Annotated in this window: 16 protein-coding genes and 1 pseudogene; 4 read left to right on the forward strand and 13 right to left on the reverse strand. The window is 57.1% G+C overall.

Features of this window, described 5'->3' with window-relative positions; all coding sequences use genetic code 11:
- Positions 1-8: 8 nt before the first annotated feature.
- From QM780_RS10600 to QM780_RS10630, 7 genes are all read right to left on the reverse strand, one after another.
- Entirely contained in the window at positions 9-1,220 is a 1,212-nt protein-coding gene (locus tag QM780_RS10600) for a Rid family hydrolase (RefSeq protein WP_415070445.1), read from the reverse strand.
- A gap of 68 nt (positions 1,221-1,288) precedes the next feature.
- Positions 1,289-2,233: a toluene monooxygenase gene (locus QM780_RS10605; protein ID WP_415070446.1), complete on the reverse strand. Its 945-nt coding sequence runs from the start codon at positions 2,231-2,233 to the stop codon at positions 1,289-1,291.
- Positions 2,234-2,299: 66 nt separating this feature from the next.
- A complete protein-coding gene (locus tag QM780_RS10610; RefSeq protein ID WP_415070447.1) occupies positions 2,300-2,605 on the reverse strand; it encodes an MmoB/DmpM family protein in 306 nt (101 codons plus the stop codon).
- Between the two features lie 56 nt (positions 2,606-2,661).
- Positions 2,662-2,982 (reverse strand): Rieske 2Fe-2S domain-containing protein, encoded by a 321-nt coding sequence (locus tag QM780_RS10615; protein ID WP_415070448.1) that lies wholly within the window; start codon positions 2,980-2,982, stop codon positions 2,662-2,664.
- Between the two features lie 9 nt (positions 2,983-2,991).
- A complete protein-coding gene (locus QM780_RS10620) occupies positions 2,992-3,255 on the reverse strand; it encodes a toluene-4-monooxygenase system B family protein (protein WP_415070449.1) in 264 nt (87 codons plus the stop codon).
- A 60-nt stretch (positions 3,256-3,315) separates the two neighbouring features.
- Positions 3,316-4,812 carry a toluene monooxygenase gene (locus QM780_RS10625; protein ID WP_415070450.1) on the reverse strand — a complete coding sequence of 499 codons (1,497 nt, stop codon included), beginning with the start codon at positions 4,810-4,812 and terminating at the stop codon, positions 3,316-3,318.
- A gap of 404 nt (positions 4,813-5,216) precedes the next feature.
- A complete protein-coding gene (locus QM780_RS10630; protein ID WP_415070451.1) occupies positions 5,217-5,654 on the reverse strand; it encodes an SRPBCC family protein in 438 nt (145 codons plus the stop codon).
- Between the two features lie 227 nt (positions 5,655-5,881).
- On the opposite strand from QM780_RS10630, the pseudogene QM780_RS10635 reads away from it, so the two are divergent.
- Positions 5,882-6,113: pseudogene (locus QM780_RS10635) on the forward strand (integrase core domain-containing protein); the annotation flags it as partial.
- A 216-nt stretch (positions 6,114-6,329) separates the two neighbouring features.
- Here QM780_RS10635 and QM780_RS10640 read toward each other — a convergent pair.
- Positions 6,330-6,770 carry a TetR/AcrR family transcriptional regulator C-terminal domain-containing protein gene (locus QM780_RS10640; protein ID WP_415072012.1) on the reverse strand — a complete coding sequence of 147 codons (441 nt, stop codon included), beginning with the start codon at positions 6,768-6,770 and terminating at the stop codon, positions 6,330-6,332.
- 15 nt (positions 6,771-6,785) lie between these two features.
- A complete protein-coding gene (locus QM780_RS10645; RefSeq protein WP_415070452.1) occupies positions 6,786-6,926 on the reverse strand; it encodes a helix-turn-helix domain-containing protein in 141 nt (46 codons plus the stop codon).
- Positions 6,927-7,869: 943 nt separating this feature from the next.
- Here QM780_RS10645 and QM780_RS10650 point away from each other — a divergent pair.
- Positions 7,870-8,766: a hypothetical protein gene (locus QM780_RS10650; RefSeq protein WP_415070453.1), complete on the forward strand. Its 897-nt coding sequence runs from the start codon at positions 7,870-7,872 to the stop codon at positions 8,764-8,766.
- A 28-nt stretch (positions 8,767-8,794) separates the two neighbouring features.
- Here the strand turns inward: QM780_RS10650 and QM780_RS10655 are convergent, their stop codons facing one another.
- Together QM780_RS10655 and QM780_RS10660 are read right to left on the reverse strand one after the other, a co-directional pair.
- A complete protein-coding gene (locus QM780_RS10655) occupies positions 8,795-9,565 on the reverse strand; it encodes an intradiol ring-cleavage dioxygenase (RefSeq protein WP_415070454.1) in 771 nt (256 codons plus the stop codon).
- Between the two features lie 351 nt (positions 9,566-9,916).
- The gene (locus QM780_RS10660; protein ID WP_415070455.1) at positions 9,917-10,405 is read right to left on the reverse strand and encodes a hypothetical protein; all 489 of its coding nucleotides are present in this window, start codon (positions 10,403-10,405) and stop codon (positions 9,917-9,919) included.
- A 197-nt stretch (positions 10,406-10,602) separates the two neighbouring features.
- Between QM780_RS10660 and QM780_RS10665 the strand changes: the two genes are divergently transcribed.
- Together QM780_RS10665 and QM780_RS10670 are read left to right on the forward strand one after the other, a co-directional pair.
- Complete coding sequence (locus QM780_RS10665) at positions 10,603-11,334, forward strand: response regulator (RefSeq protein ID WP_415070456.1); 732 nt, start codon at positions 10,603-10,605, stop codon at positions 11,332-11,334.
- Positions 11,335-11,354: 20 nt separating this feature from the next.
- Positions 11,355-12,770 carry an ATP-binding protein gene (locus QM780_RS10670; protein ID WP_415070457.1) on the forward strand — a complete coding sequence of 472 codons (1,416 nt, stop codon included), beginning with the start codon at positions 11,355-11,357 and terminating at the stop codon, positions 12,768-12,770.
- 11 nt (positions 12,771-12,781) lie between these two features.
- On the opposite strand, the gene QM780_RS10675 is transcribed toward QM780_RS10670, so the two are convergent.
- Both QM780_RS10675 and QM780_RS10680 read right to left on the reverse strand, forming a co-directional pair.
- Positions 12,782-13,324 (reverse strand): NYN domain-containing protein, encoded by a 543-nt coding sequence (locus QM780_RS10675; RefSeq protein ID WP_415070458.1) that lies wholly within the window; start codon positions 13,322-13,324, stop codon positions 12,782-12,784.
- A gap of 281 nt (positions 13,325-13,605) precedes the next feature.
- Entirely contained in the window at positions 13,606-14,589 is a 984-nt protein-coding gene (locus tag QM780_RS10680) for a PQQ-dependent catabolism-associated beta-propeller protein (protein ID WP_415070459.1), read from the reverse strand.
- Between the last annotated feature and the right edge of the window lie 26 nt (positions 14,590-14,615).

The following is a 14,615-nucleotide window of genomic DNA, read 5'->3' on the forward strand; positions in this document are numbered from 1 at the left end:
TGAAGACTTCAATGCACCGCGACCGCGTCGAGCTGAACGCGTTGTCCCGGAAATGGCAGATTTTTTACGCGAATGATCGTGACCACGGGCCCGGCATCGGGAACGTAATCCTTGATCGCATTGGTGATGGTCTGAAGATCCGCATCGGGCGATGTGCTCTCTTCATCGGGAACGTAGAAGAGAGTGAGCTTCACGAGATTCTCGTATCCCAATCCCGCGGCTCTGAGCGTGACGTTGAGACGGTCCAGCGATGCTTCCGACTGCGCCACCAGCGACGCTCCGCCTGGCGCGCCAATACCGCCGACATAGAGGTCTTTCCCGACCACCTGAGCGACAGGATGCTCATCGAAGCGCATCCACGTCATCGCGCCCGGCGGAACGACTGCCTTTTTCGGGCGCTTTACCGAAATGCCGTCGATCTCCAACATCAAGCCTTCATAAAGAAGATCGACGCCAAAAGCTGTGATGGCCGGAAGAGTGCCGGGTATTGTCTCCCGAATGATGCTGAGAATCGTATCAAGTGTCGCCCTGCCCTCTTCAGGCGATGATCCAGCCTGATAGCAGATCCTCAGCGTCACCAAGTCCTCCCAACCGTGCCCCCCGTTCGCCAAGACATGGCGAATGAATTCGAGAGTAATTCTCGCTTGCTCGGCCACGTCACCGATGGCAACGGCTTTGCCGGTCATGTCGGCCGCGAGCTGACCGCCGAGATAGATGGTGTCCCCCACCCGCCAGCCCTGCGAAAACGGCGTGGGAATGCTCCAATCCCAGGTGTGCTTGGGCATTAGCCTCTGCCGATCACGGGCCGTCGTAGCGACGCCGTCGACGCCGATCAGTTGCGCTGGCGTTGGGACACCGACGACCCTGACGGCCGTCGCCGCTGGCCCCGGATCGGCAAGATACCGCAAGCGTACCTCGGTCATCTTCTCCCAGAAGGCCGTGACGTCCTGCCCACCAGCGCCCTGATAGACGTAGTACGTCCGCAGGTTCACGAGATCGCTCATCCCGCTGTCAAACCCGTCGAGGGCAGCGATCATTCCCTCGAATGCCGCTGCAGTCTGCAGCGCGATATCGCCGACCGCCGCGGACTGGCAGCCGAGATAAATTTTCCCATCGATTGCAATCGAAGTCGGAAACCCAAAAGGACCGAGGGGACCGATGATGCGCCGGGTATCGCCGCTCGCATCGCGCATCGAAAGAAGATTCGTAGGGGCGTTCATGGTGCTCTCGAGTCCGTGACATCAAGCCGGCTATCGGCTCTTGGGGCGGATAGTTTGTTGGTATCGCTTTAGGCGGCTAAGCCGATCTCCTTGCGGAAGCCAGAAGCAGCAGCCTTTGCGGATTGGGCAGTCGCGGCTCCGTTCGGGAAACCGGCGCAATAGGCATCGATTGCGCGATCGCCCAACGGTACCCACTTCTTCAGCCAGCCTTCGATGGCTTCGCGGTTGGCCTCGACCTCGAGACTTTGCTTGACGAGTGCAGCCGTCCAGCGGCGTGATCTCAGGCCGTCCCGTAGCTGGTTGTCGCAGAGAAGCGCCGTGAGCGTATCGGCCTCGCTCCGCGCAGCATCCTTCAATACTTGAGTAAAGCCGAAATCGATGGCCCGAAGGGCGACGATATCGAGGGCGACAAAATTTTCACCCCAGTCGAACGTCGCGAGGACATTCTCGAAAAGCTCGCGGAAGCCTTGCCACTCCGCGGCATCTTCCCAGATCTTCCTCTCGTTGGCGCCGAAGCCTTTGTCAGGATAAGCATTGGCGAGCTCGCGCGTGCGATAGGCCGTGCGGGAAAGCCAGCGGAAACAATCCGCTTCCTGGAAAACGGCGCAGTTGGTGATCGTGCTCGCCGGCGCCATTTGCACGAGATACGCCGACGCCATCTGCGCCGCACTGAGAAGGTAGCGCCCCGGCGTATACATGGTCGCGAGCTTATCTACCCAGCCGGCAGAAAGACTTTTGTCATGACCGTTCTGGTCATGCGCATTCAACAAGCCATCGACGTACTGTTCCTGCGCGTCCTGCATCGTGCAATAGGCGCGATACGTGACCTCGTCGGGATCACGAAACGAGTCCCAGTCCGGATGCTGCAGTGGACTGCCGAAAACGTGCTTCTTGTACCACTCGTTCATCCGGAGGTTTGGAGACTGCTCGTAGGGCGCCTCCGGGTTACGGTTACGGTAGTGAAGTTTGTAGCTTACGACCTCGTATTCGCTGGGTCGCTTGCGGCTGCCCATTAGGGCGCTCCACGTCTTCAATCCCGGTCTGTGGTGCGTTTCAGCAGACATACCCTCGAACCCTTATCAATGGCGTTTGTTTGAGACGAAGCGCACCTGATCGGAGTCCGTGCGGATGAAGCCCGCGAACCCCGGCATGTTGCGCTCGAGTTCACCGATGGAGAACTTACGTCCGAGAATCTCGGACATGGTCTTGAACGTGATGATGCATTCGCCCCTTGCCTCGATGCGAACGTACGCCGATGTCTCTTCGGTCCGCTTCTCGCGGCCCGGATTGTCGATTTCGACGGCTTCTTTTACCGCGTCCGACATCTCGCCCCTGGAGATGATCGGGCCGACGAAATCATTTGCGTTCGCGTCTCCGGCATTCATGCTCAAAGATCCTTTTCTGCTTCAGTGTTCGAGCGAGCGCACCTCGAAACCTGCGACTAAGCCACGACTTCGAGATCGACGAGAATGTCGCCGTTCTCTATCTTGACGGGATAGACCTTGAGTTTGCATCCAGTCGGATTGACACCCTCGCCAGATCCGATGTCGAACTGCCAGAGGTGCATCGAGCACGTGAGAATGTTTCCCTCAAGCGCACCCTCGACCAGCGGATATTCCTGATGCGGGCAGATTCCATCGAAGGCCCGCAGAACGCCACCGTCTCCGTTCACGATCAGCACCTGCTTGCCGCCGACGGGAAATGCCTGCATTTCGCCTTCCCAGACGTCATCAACAGAACACACACGCTGAAAAGCCATCATCACGAACCGTTAGCTGGAATGAATGATGTCGAGCGCTTCCATTTTAACGAAGCCGGCGTCGCTGACTTTCATCTTTCCGTCGAGGACGGTCGTGTCGCCATGCCGGAGAACCTTAAGCGTCGCTCCCTCCGGCAGCGGCTTCACGACAATTCCGACGAGCGTATCCTTGGCTTTCGTCGCGACCTGCTCGATCGTCGATTGCGGATCGACCAGCAGGAGCTTCATGCCGTAGTCGCCCTGAAAATTGATCACGAGAGGAAACTGATCTGACATTGTCTCGCTACTTCGTCCTCTGAGCCGTTCGAATTATTCGCATCATCGGGCCGTCGCCGCTTACTCTGCGGCGGCGCGATTCCGGTAGCCGTTCGCCCACGCGTAGTTGTCGCCACAGACGCCACGATCGCCGACCGGCATGTTCATGTATTCGAATGCGCCTTCCGGTCCGGCCGGCATCAGACCCGCGACGAAGCGATCAATGAAGCTCAAATGGCCTTTGTAACGCTCGGGCTCGAGTTCGAAGATCCATTTGTCGACGGGCGAACCGAAGTGATAGCGCCGTCCATCGAGATCCAGATGCTCGGCTTTGACCTTCCAGTTCTTGCCGGGGATGCCGGTCAGCTCCAAGCCGGTCATGTTGCAGAACATCGGCAGGAACTGCGGTTCCGTACGATCGGTTCGGCCGCTCAAGACGTTTTCGATGATGACGCCCCACGTTTGACCGAAGGTATCGTTCCAGCCCGGATATTTCTGCTCCAGCCAATCGCGTTCGCGCGGCGAGACTCCCGCGACGGCATCCCACCATTGCGTCGCGCGATAGAGATAGATGCCAATTTGCTGAGCGTGGTGATAGGTGTTGATGTCCGGAAGGAAGTGGTCGTCCCAGTACCAGGGCTTGTCCAAGCCGAGCGCATTCAGATTGCGCAGGAATTGCGTGCACACGAAGTTCTCGACGAACTCCTTGAAGGAATGCTCGCGACGCTCGAGCGGCGTGTAATAGTCGATCGACACGCCGGATAGCGCCGAGAATTGCTTCCAAACCCGCCAGAAGGAAATGTCGATGAGACGTTGCGCTTCTTCCTTGCGGCCTGCTTTCAACATGATCTCGATGAGAGGCTCGCCGATCTGCGAGTGGCGCGCCTCGTCGGACTGCACGGTCTGCAGCATCGCCGAAAAACTGTAATCGCCGTATTTTTTCGCGTCCGCCGACAGCGCGATGAACTGCAGGTTCGTGAAGCCCTGCTCGAACGAAAAGTTCGTCATGATCGCAGAGCTCACCGCATCCCGAGTGTGCTCGACGTCATCGAAGCAATGCCGTTCGCTGATGACCACCCAGTTGTCGGTATTGGGTGCCTTGTGCGCCCAATCGAACGCGCGGTGCTCGCCGATGAATTCGTATCCGAAAAACATCTGAATCTGCGAATGGCGGGTCTCATCGAGACTTCCGAACGTCGCCATGTTGCGCATGCCCGGCGCTTTTCCGAAGCGGGTCATTCGCGCAAACGCCGAAACCGACCCATACTCGACGAACGGAATTGAGCCGAAATGGAATTGAAGCATCGATTTCCAGCCGGGCTCGGCTTTGCGGTAGAATTCGCTGCGCGAAGTTGCAGACTTCACCGAATAGGCGCCGACTTCTTTCTCGCGCTGCGTTTGCACGTAGTCGCGATAAGTCACTTTGTAGGGTTCGTCGAATTCCTCCCAGAACTCCATTCCAATGCCATAGCCATCGCTGAATTGGGGAGGAAACATCTGTTCGGTGGAGATGTATTTGGGCGTCCAGTTCGTCTGCCGCGCAAGATCATACCAATCGCGCGTCGCCAGCATTCCCATAAGCCGTCTCCATCGTTGCGCTACGACCTAGGTGCGTCTTACGAAGCACCTTTGGCCGACAACCGACATGCAGTTGCTTCAAGTCGTGAGAGCCGCGACGCTTCGGGCAATTTCTCGCAACCGAAGCGAACTAAACTGGGCTTCCAACCTCTCTGCGACTGCTGATCTTGTTCAACTCGGCGGTCTCATTTCGAGCGATCGCCTTTGCTTGAGATCATACTCACCCGCACCCGATTGCTTAGTCAAGTATCTTGAATGAAATTACAAGAAAATTCAATTTTCGCTGATTTGTTGGTCAAAGTGCATCGGTTTTGCACACGAATATGCACACTTTTTCGTCCTGAACATGAAACAAACTTGAATTTAGTTCAATGGCGGCGCCGCTTGGCGCCGCCGAAGTTCCATCAGCGCTTCGCCTCTCGATGGAGAACGCGCTCGATGCCTTTAGCGCAATCACGCGCGAATGCATTGACCGCCGCCTGCGCAGCTTCCGCTGTCGTTCCCGGAGTGGGTTCGAAATCTCCACGGTAGAGAAAGATCGCCGTGTTGGGGTCCTTCTCGCGCACTTTGACAGTACCGACGTAGCCCACGTCATAAGCTGACGAAAAACCTTTGCTGTCGGTAATGAGATACGACAGCTGCCGGTCGGCGTCATCAAACGACAGCATCTTTTCCCAGAGGATCGAACCATCCTTATTGGTCAAAACGCGGACCCGGCCTCCGTCCTCAAGCGTACTGGTCACGCAGCCGCTGCTAATTGCGGGCAGCAGGTTAAAACCACCCGCCAATGTCCACACTTTCTCTGCCGAAAAAGGAATAGTCACGCTGACTTCCACGTCCATGATCGCACCCTCCATTGCCGATAATTCAAGATACTTGAATTTAAAGTATCTCTATTGCCCATAATTCCTGTCAAGGAGATGCGAGACCGCAGGAGCCTGGGCGGGGCGCCAAGGGTTCAGAAGCCGTCGCGTGGTTCTTAATTGGGCCTTGGCCCAAGGGGGTATGCGGCGGCCAAATCGGAAAAGCCCAGACAAAGCAAGGACTGTGCGACCGTGGCCCATTGGCGGAGAACGGCTATTGCGAGAGTTCTGAACTCGGAGCTTGGGGATGAACTTTTGAATGGCGAGATCTTCACGACACTGCGTGAGGCTCAGGTCCTGATCGAGAACTGGCGGCAACACTATAATGCTGTCAGACCGCACTCGTCCCTGAACTATCGACCGCCGGCGCCAGAAGCGATCTTGCCGCCAGCACCCGGTCTGCCCTACGCTCCGGCCAGCCCAAATGCTGGCCAATGACGGCCGGGTTCTAACTTAGACCGTGCCGTCGCGATGAAGGGGCAGACCACGTGCGTACATATGGCTGCCTGAGACAGAGATCGTGCCGACGAAGGCATCGCGAACTGACGTTGATCGACCTATCGCCGTCGTCGATGCCGTTAACACGGTGTCACCCGTGACGCATTTCGTTCACGTCGATCACTTGAACCGTCCGATCAAGATGACCTATCGCAATCATTTCTTCCGCTCCTTCAAATCTTTAAGCGGCACAGTCTTTTCGTAGGCCTTCAAAAAGGCATCGGCGCCGGCCTTTGCACGCCGCCGGATCTCTTGGGGGGAAATCTTGGTTTCAATTCCAAAAAGGGCTCGGAGTTCCGTGTCCCTGCCCGTGAGAGCCATGAACTGCCCTGCCGCCACGAAAGGATCTGCAAGCTCGAGCTTGCCGTCGCGCGCCATTTCTCGAAGATATTGCGAGATCGTTTCCTGCGCACGCAACGCGCCCGCTTCGAAGATGGTGCGTCCCAAATCAGGAAAGCGAGATATTTCAGCAACCGCCAAACGATATAGACCTATAAACTTGGGTCGAACCAATAAACTGAGGTATGCTCGGCAAATGATACAAGCGTCTCGCGAAGCTCCGCGCGCGGGCTTGCGCTGATCAAAGGCGCCATGAATTCATCTACGGCATCGTCAATGATGGCGCGAGACGTGTGCAGCCTCGGCGATCGCGTCCATGCTGGTTCCGTCGTAGCCGCGAATGACAAATAGCTCCGCCGCGGCCGCAATGACCGCGGAACGCTTCCCCCTTCGTACCTTCACTTTGTTGGGCATCTTTGCGCTTTTTGCCGTAACCGAACGCAACAGACATTTTAGACTATATTGTAAAGTATAAAAATTGTGAGGCGACCGACGCTCGTCGGCGGGGCGACCGCGGCCGGCGACGATGGCAAGAGAAGCGCGGAAAATTTGCCGGTGTCCGGCTACACGATCATGCGTTGTGACACACGCAGTGTGCGAGCTGTCACCGATATCGGCTTTACTTGCTGTAGGCGCTAGGACAAGCCGACGTTCGCGACCGGCTGCTGAGGAGGAGTCCGAGAAACCCGACTATCCGAAGGATCTCCCGCGAGCGGCTGAGCGATAGCGTTATCCTCCTTTGTCGGCACGACCGCTTGTCTTCGTTGTCGAAATCCTCTCGGCTTCATCGCTTGCCGCGCAAAAAAGGCAGGTCTGCCGCTTTATCCGCTTCCGTCGGGGAGTGTGGGGGACAGAAGCGAACGGCAGACCTGCGCAGAAGATCATGCCGAAGACAGGACTGACAGTTGGCATGTATGCGTCTACGCCGTTGAATGTAGCCGATAGGCCCTCGGGCGAGATGAACCCGGAGCATCGAAGTGTATCGCAGTGTGTCGGTGCGACGTTTGACTGGGAATATTCCCACGTGACGTCAAAGTCTCCCCTCCAAGCGCGGCGGAATCCGGACGGAGTTATATTCCCAAGTCGCGATGAGGCGCTTATGGGATCATCCCAGCAATACTTTGTTACATTCGTTTACGATGGAGACATCAGCGCGATCTCGGCGCAGATTAGCTTTCATCGCGTTGGGCCCGGTTGAGCCGATGTAAGGCTGCGTAGAGATCGTTCTGCAACGATTGATCCCTTCATCCCATTCATCACTGCAAGAAGCTAGAGACTCGCGCGACGGGTGCAGCCCCTGCACGCTTGGTCGAGATCGACTTCGGCATTCTCACTCCAAGACACAAAGGTCCATAACATGACCATCTCGGGTATCAGCGGATATTCGACTTCCGATATCCTCGCACTCTTCAAGCAGCTTCGCGAAAAGAATTCCGTCGACGCCACGCAATCGGATGCCGTTGATCAGAGTTCATCCGACAGTACGCAGTCGACATCGACAGATCAGACTGCAGCGGCGATCGACGTTTCGAGCTCAATTCGAAACAGCGTCATATCGATGATGATGGGCGCCGGGATCGGCATGGGGCCGCCACCACCCCCGCCCCCGTCGGACAGCGGCAATTCGGGCGGAAGTCTCGATAGCGAGTTGAGCACGCTTCTCAGTTCGGTGGAGTCGGGTGATACCGACAGCGCCCAGTCTGCGGCGACAGCTCTTGAGAAGATGCTCGAAAGCGCCGGCATATCGGTTTCCGACGACTCCGACAGTAGTTCGACGTCGTCGTCAACCTCGACCGATGCATCTCAATCCACCGACAGCGACAGCATGCTGGCCGAGTTCAAGTCGCTGCTGGCTTCGGTCAGCTCCGGCGATATGGACAGCGCAAAGAGTACGGTCGATTCAATGATGTCGGCGATGAATAGCAACTCGGAAATTTCCGGCTCAAGACCGGATGGCCCACCGCCCGGCGGCATGGGTGGGCCTGGAGGTCCTGGCGGCCCTCCGCCCGGGCAGTCCGGCAGTGATACCGTCGCCAGTTCTCTGCAATCGGCGCTAGATACGCTCAAGAGCATGACCTCGTCGGACGATGATACGTCCTCATCCGATTCCTCTTCCGACACATCCTCAAGCACGACGGCTTTTATCGACAGCCTGAAAAACCTTTTTGAAACGATGGAGTTGGGTGGGGACGTCGACGGGCAACTGAGAGCCGTGATCGCCGCTTATTCGGCAAATTCTAGTCAGGCAAGTTGAGTTCCGAGTGGCGCGCGATGGGAGCGAGTTACAATCCGATGAGTTGTCGAAGATAAGGTCCCCAGCCCATCGCGCGTTTAGCTGCTGTGCCGGTACGGTCGACCGAGATGACGAGTGAAGCCGTCAACAACTCCGGCTTTTCGTCGATCGTGAAAACGATACCGCCGCCTTCTCGCTCGCCGTCCTTGAAAATGAAATCCGAGGTGTTGTCGGTGTCGGGATTGGGCCGTTGTTTGTAGGGCCCGCGTTCCCGATAAATTCGCTTGCTTAGATCGTCGGGAAAGTAGATCTGCCCTGTAACGAGCGTCAGTCGGTCAAGGAATACCTTGACATGAATATGCGGCGTCCGGCCCGGATACCAACCCGGATAGATCGTGCGAAACAGAACGCGGCCTCTTGTATCTGTCAGCTGCGTTCCGCGCAGATAGATTTCGTCCTTCGTCGAGATCTTGTGATCATCGCCTTGATGGGCATAACCCGAATAGACACCGCGCGCATCCGCATGCCAGACATCGACGCGCGCACCGGTCAACGGCTTGCATGTCGTGGCATCGTTCACCGTAAGCAGCAAGTTCGTGTCCAAGCCCGGCCTGCCCTCGCGGATATCGGAGCGAACAAGCTTGCGATCAAAATAGTACGGCCCTTCAACCGCTTGAGGGAAAAGCGTGCATTGGCCCAGAGGCTCGACCGGCGGTTTGTCGTTCGCGCACGCTATTGAAGATTTTTCGGTGAGGCCGATCGCTGCGGTACCGAGCATCAGTGCGCGCATCGTCTGCCGACGCGAATACGTAGGAGTCATTGAGATTTTCCGGTAGGCGATCGCAAATTCGTTCGGATCATTTCAATCGCTGCTCGACAGCATTCACACCGGCGATCCGGTCAGAACTATCACGAAGAGAAGGAATGCGAGTGTAAGGAGCAATCCAATCTCATAAAAGCGAGTCATAATGTTATCCTCCAAAGTGCTGGACGCGGAGAGATAGGAAACTCCGCGCCCAGCGTCTCCGCTCAAAGCGGGTCAGGATGGGGACCTTCGGGTCCCTTTCCATCGCCCATGCCTGGTGGCGGAAGCTGGCCGAAAGGCGGTACGGCACCGCCGCGTGGGGGTGCCATTATGCGCTGTTCGATCGCGCTCACTTTGGTGAGCTGTTCAGGCGTGAGCTTTGTCCGCAGAGTTCTCGATTGCCTTCTTGAGGGCATCGGCATCGTGCGCGCGGGCTGCTACGTCATCTGCGATCTTTTCGGCGAACGCGAAAGGCTTTGGTTGAGCATCTGCCGCCGGAATGGGCTCCTTTTTCTCAGGATGCGGCGGCTTGGCGACGGACAGCAACGCATCGGTAAAATCGCGCCAGGCATCAAGCTGTTCGGCGCGAATGCCGATCTCGGTCTCTGCTTCGGAAAGCAGCGAAGCCAATGGCGGCGGACCGTGCGGCGGCGGGGGCGGCGGCATGTGGCCGAACATCCCGCATCCCGGCTTGTCACCCATCCCATGGAAACCCGGTGCCATCGGCATTTGCTTCGGCGGCGGCATATTATCGGCCGGCTCGGCAGCGGCGCTCGAATAAATGGCGGCGGCGCAAATGAGCGGCGTCGCGATGGCCGCCGTCATTGCTATGATCGATAACCTATTTCTAGACACGACATTCTCCTCAACTACAGGTCAGCAAACGCTTCGAGAGCCTTCGCGACCGACAGAGAAACCGTGCCTAGCAGGACAAAAGGGAAATTGAATTTCGACGGGGCTTCGAACTGTAACGGTCCGTTACAGAAATGCGGTTGTTGTAAGGCCCGCTCGGCAATAAGGATTGGCCATTCCTCAGCACCGAAGGCGATAATTTGTCAACATCTCCCCATATTCTCATTGTCGATGACGATAAGCAGATACGCACGAGCCTCTCCCGCTTTCTCGTATCCAACGGCATGCGCGTCACCGAGGCTGGAAACGATATTGCGATGTGGAAGTCGCTGGAGGTCGGAAAATTCGACCTTATCGTTCTCGATATCATGATGCCCGGAGAAGACGGTTTATCTCTCTGCAGGCGATTGCGGGCGACACGTCCTATCCCGATCGTATTACTGACAGCCATGTCGAGCGAGACGGATCGCATCATCGGTCTTGAAATCGGTGCGGACGATTACGTGACGAAGCCGTTCAGTCCGCGCGAACTGCTGGCGCGTATCCGCGCGGTTTTGCGCAGAACCCAGAACGCGCTTTCGAACGAAGAGCCCGTAACGCAGAGCATCTACGTGTTCGATGGCTGGCATCTCGATACGGTGCGAAGAGTTCTCAGAAATCCCGATAGCGTTCTGGTCGATCTGACAGCGGGCGAATTCGATCTGCTGCTCGCGTTCGTCGAACGGCCGCAGCAGGTCTTGACACGCAATCAACTGCTCGACCTGACGCGCGGACGATCAAGCACACCCTTCGATCGGACAGTCGATGTCCAGCTCAGCAGGTTGCGGCGAAAGATCGAGCCCAATCCGCAGCAACCGACACTCATCAAGACCGTGCGCAGCGGCGGCTATATTTTCACCGCTCCTGTCACCGGCGAAGCGGCTCGCGATTGAGGGTGTTGCAAGCAATGCGAATGTTTCGGCTCGGTCTTGGCTCGCGGATCGCACTTACCATGCTTGCCGCCCTGCTCCTCGTGCAGGGGCTCAACGCAGCGACATTCTTCTTTTTGCCGCGTCCCACACAGACGGTTTACAGCGCGCATTGGCTGATCGCAAAAACGAGCGAGATCGCTAAAAAAATATTCAGTGCCGACGCGTCACAACGCAAAGCCGTGGCGAAGACGCTCGACGATGGACGCCAGCTTTTTATTTCTTGGAACGAGAAACGTCTGGGGCCGCCGAACTTTGACCGAAACGAGCCAGGCTTTTTAATCCGATTGGAGCGCTCCCTTCGTGACCGCTTGGGAGATGCCGTAAAGACTATATCGGTCGAGGCGCGTGGCGGCCCCGGTTTTCAGCGAGATGACGAAAAGACACAATTCGTGCCGCCAGGATTCGAGCAGCATTTGTCGACGGGCGCGTTGGCTGACAATGAGCCCGACATTCCCATATTCGGCGACTTCAGCATTTCTATAGAGGGGCTCGATGGAAGCTGGCTGCGCGTCGAGCCGCAGCGACCGCCAAGACTGGGGCGATTTTTCAGCCCTCCCATCATTACCGCCGCGGGCACTATTCTTTTGATCTCTTTCCTGTCGATCTGGACGGCCAAGCGAACGCTATCACCGATCGAAGATCTCGTGGCAGCGGCGAAGCGGCTCGGAATCGATCGAAACGCCGGCCCGATCGATACAAAAAATCTAGGCGACTTCGTTGTCATCGGCCGCGCGCTCAACGAGATGCAACGGCGAATTCGAAATTTTGTCGACGAACGGACGCATATGCTTGCGGCCATCTCGCATGATCTGCGGACATCCCTGACCAGGCTTCGATTGACGATCGAGGAACTGGCAGACGGTTCAAGCAAGGATACCCTCGTCAAGGACGTCGAGGAGATGGAGCAGATGCTTTCGGCGACGCTCGCCTTCGCTGGCGACGATCTCAAACACGAAAAGGCGGAACGTGTGGACCTCGGGGCGTTGCTCATTACAATTTGCGATGGCTTTTCGGATGCGGGGAAAAATGTCGATTACCAGGGCCCCGATCATCTTCTCACCGTGTGCCAGCCGATCGCAACCAAGCGAGCTTTCGTGAACATAATCGACAATGCGGTGAAATACGGAAATTCTGCGCTCGTTCGGCTTCAACTGAATGGGGCTGACGTCGTCGTCACCGTGCAGGACGAAGGGCCGGGGATTCCGGAAGATCAGATCGAGGCGGCGTTTCAGCCTTTCCGCCGGCTCGAGCAATCTCGCAACAGGGAAACGGGCGGCGTGGGGCTCGGCTTGGCGATCGCCAGAGATATCATTTCCGCGCAGGGCGGCTCGATCAGGCTCAATTCGCCTTCCACGGGTGGGCTATTGGCGACCCTGCAGCTGCCTCGCAGTCTATAGGTCGATGCCGCCTATCGTGTCTTTTTGGCGTTTGTGCGCGCTATCTCTTTTTCGAGATCCGCCAAGTCGATAAATCTGTCGGCCTGCCGCCGCAGCTCGTCGGCAACCATGGGAGGCTTGGTCTCGAGAGTCGAAATCACGCTGACGCGTTTGCCCATTTGTTGTAACGCCTCGACAAGATAGCGCAGGCTGCCGTCCCCCGAGACGATTACGATGTGATCGAGATTTTTCGCAAGGCTCAGGGCATCGACCGCCAGTTCGATATTCATGTTTCCTTTGATCTTGCGATGACCGTTGCCATCGGAGAATTCCTTGGCGGTTTTGGTGACCGTCGTGAAGCCGTTGAAGTCGAGCCAATCGACCAGCGGCCGCACCGCGCAGTAATCCTGATCGTTGGAGAGCGCGGTGTAGTACAGGGCTCTGATCAGCTGCCCGTTCTGTTTGCAAAGAGCCAAAAGGCGTTTGAAGTCGATCTCAAATCCCAGGCCCTGGCCCATGGCATAGAGGTTAGGTCCGTCAATAAAAAATGCGACACGCTCTGAATAAGATGACACGCTTCACCTTTCTTGTTCCCGTCACGCCGCTTCGACGTGCGTGTCATTCGAAGCAAGGCCCCGTTGCAATGATCGGGATTGAGTCGGTTGGTTGTATCGGATGATAATTCGCCGGACGGCGAGATAGATTTCCGGGCCATTAGGAAATGTAACAAACCATTTCTGAGCTGATCTCATTTTACTGCCGGCGGCCGCTTACTGCTCCGTGGGGGATCCGGGAGCGGTCGGCGGCGGCCTGCATTGCGTCCGCCGTCGTGATCCGATCAACAACCAGCGGAACTTTATTTGCCGTCGGGCTTGACGGCGACACCCCATGGCAGGCGGCCGACCGGCACGGATTTTTCCGCCTTTAACGTTGCGACGTCGATGACAGTGACGTCGTTCGTCATGCCGTTGGCGACATAGAGCTTGGTACCATCCGGCTTCAGCGCGAGATGCCAAGGTCTTTGGCCGACGAGAATATAGCTTTTGACTTTTTCGCTCGCGGTATCCACCACCGCGACTCGGTTAGATGGACCGAGCGCGATGAACGCCGTTTTTCCATCGAGCGTGAAACGAATTCCGATGGGCTGCATCAACTCCGGCCGCACGCCCGGAACATCAAATGTAAGCTTCTTTTTGATCTCGAATGTCTTGGCATCGATAATCGCGACGGTGCCCCCGACTTCGGCGGAAACCCAGACCTCCTTGCCGTCTCGGGTGAACGTCGCCTCGCGCGGGCGCGTGTCAACGAGAATGTTGGCGACGACCTGGTTGGCTTTGGCATCGATGAAATGCGCCATGCTCGTCTGCTCGGAGGTATTGACCACGAGGCTATCGTCCGGAGAAACGGCCATTCCTTCCGGTTCGACGCCGACCGGCACTTCGGTGATGGCCTGCCCGGTTGTACGGTCCATCACCGTTACCAAGCCGTCGTCTTCATTGGCGACATAGATGCGATCGCCTTTGTGATTGACGTCGAGCAGTTCCGGGTCGGGCCCGGAGGCGGCGAAGGATTTGGTAACTTCGAGCTTGTCGGTATCGATGACATCGAGACGGTTGTCGTCGCCGATGCAGACAATGAGTTCCTTGTAATCCGGCGTCAGCACGATTCCGCGCGGTCGCTTGCCGGTCGGAATACTTTTGATGACTTTCAGGCTGTCGCTGTCGATCACCGTGACGGTATTGTCGCGCTCGTTCGAGACGAAGATCTTATCGGCGAAGGCGCAGGGCGCCAACGCGACCATCAAGAAGGCAATCGTCGCGTGCGTGAAGAGTTTCGGCATGGTCGTATGTCCTTGCTATGCGTCGA

The organism is Hyphomicrobium sp., assembly GCF_047600905.1.
Lineage (GTDB): Bacteria > Pseudomonadota > Alphaproteobacteria > Rhizobiales > Hyphomicrobiaceae > Hyphomicrobium_B.

Coding starts and splice junctions, on each gene's coding strand:
- QM780_RS10600 (WP_415070445.1), bottom strand. CDS start 1,220: ATGAACGCCCCTACGAATCTTCTTTCGATGCGCGATGCGAGCGGCGAT.
- QM780_RS10605 (WP_415070446.1), bottom strand. CDS start 2,233: ATGGGCAGCCGCAAGCGACCCAGCGAATACGAGGTCGTAAGCTACAAA.
- QM780_RS10610 (WP_415070447.1), bottom strand. CDS start 2,605: ATGAATGCCGGAGACGCGAACGCAAATGATTTCGTCGGCCCGATCATC.
- QM780_RS10615 (WP_415070448.1), bottom strand. CDS start 2,982: ATGATGGCTTTTCAGCGTGTGTGTTCTGTTGATGACGTCTGGGAAGGC.
- QM780_RS10620 (WP_415070449.1), bottom strand. CDS start 3,255: ATGTCAGATCAGTTTCCTCTCGTGATCAATTTTCAGGGCGACTACGGC.
- QM780_RS10625 (WP_415070450.1), bottom strand. CDS start 4,812: ATGGGAATGCTGGCGACGCGCGATTGGTATGATCTTGCGCGGCAGACG.
- QM780_RS10630 (WP_415070451.1), bottom strand. CDS start 5,654: ATGGACGTGGAAGTCAGCGTGACTATTCCTTTTTCGGCAGAGAAAGTG.
- QM780_RS10645 (WP_415070452.1), bottom strand. CDS start 6,926: ATGCCCAACAAAGTGAAGGTACGAAGGGGGAAGCGTTCCGCGGTCATT.
- QM780_RS10650 (WP_415070453.1), top strand. CDS start 7,870: ATGACCATCTCGGGTATCAGCGGATATTCGACTTCCGATATCCTCGCA.
- QM780_RS10655 (WP_415070454.1), bottom strand. CDS start 9,565: ATGACTCCTACGTATTCGCGTCGGCAGACGATGCGCGCACTGATGCTC.
- QM780_RS10670 (WP_415070457.1), top strand. CDS start 11,355: ATGTTTCGGCTCGGTCTTGGCTCGCGGATCGCACTTACCATGCTTGCC.
- QM780_RS10680 (WP_415070459.1), bottom strand. CDS start 14,589: ATGCCGAAACTCTTCACGCACGCGACGATTGCCTTCTTGATGGTCGCG.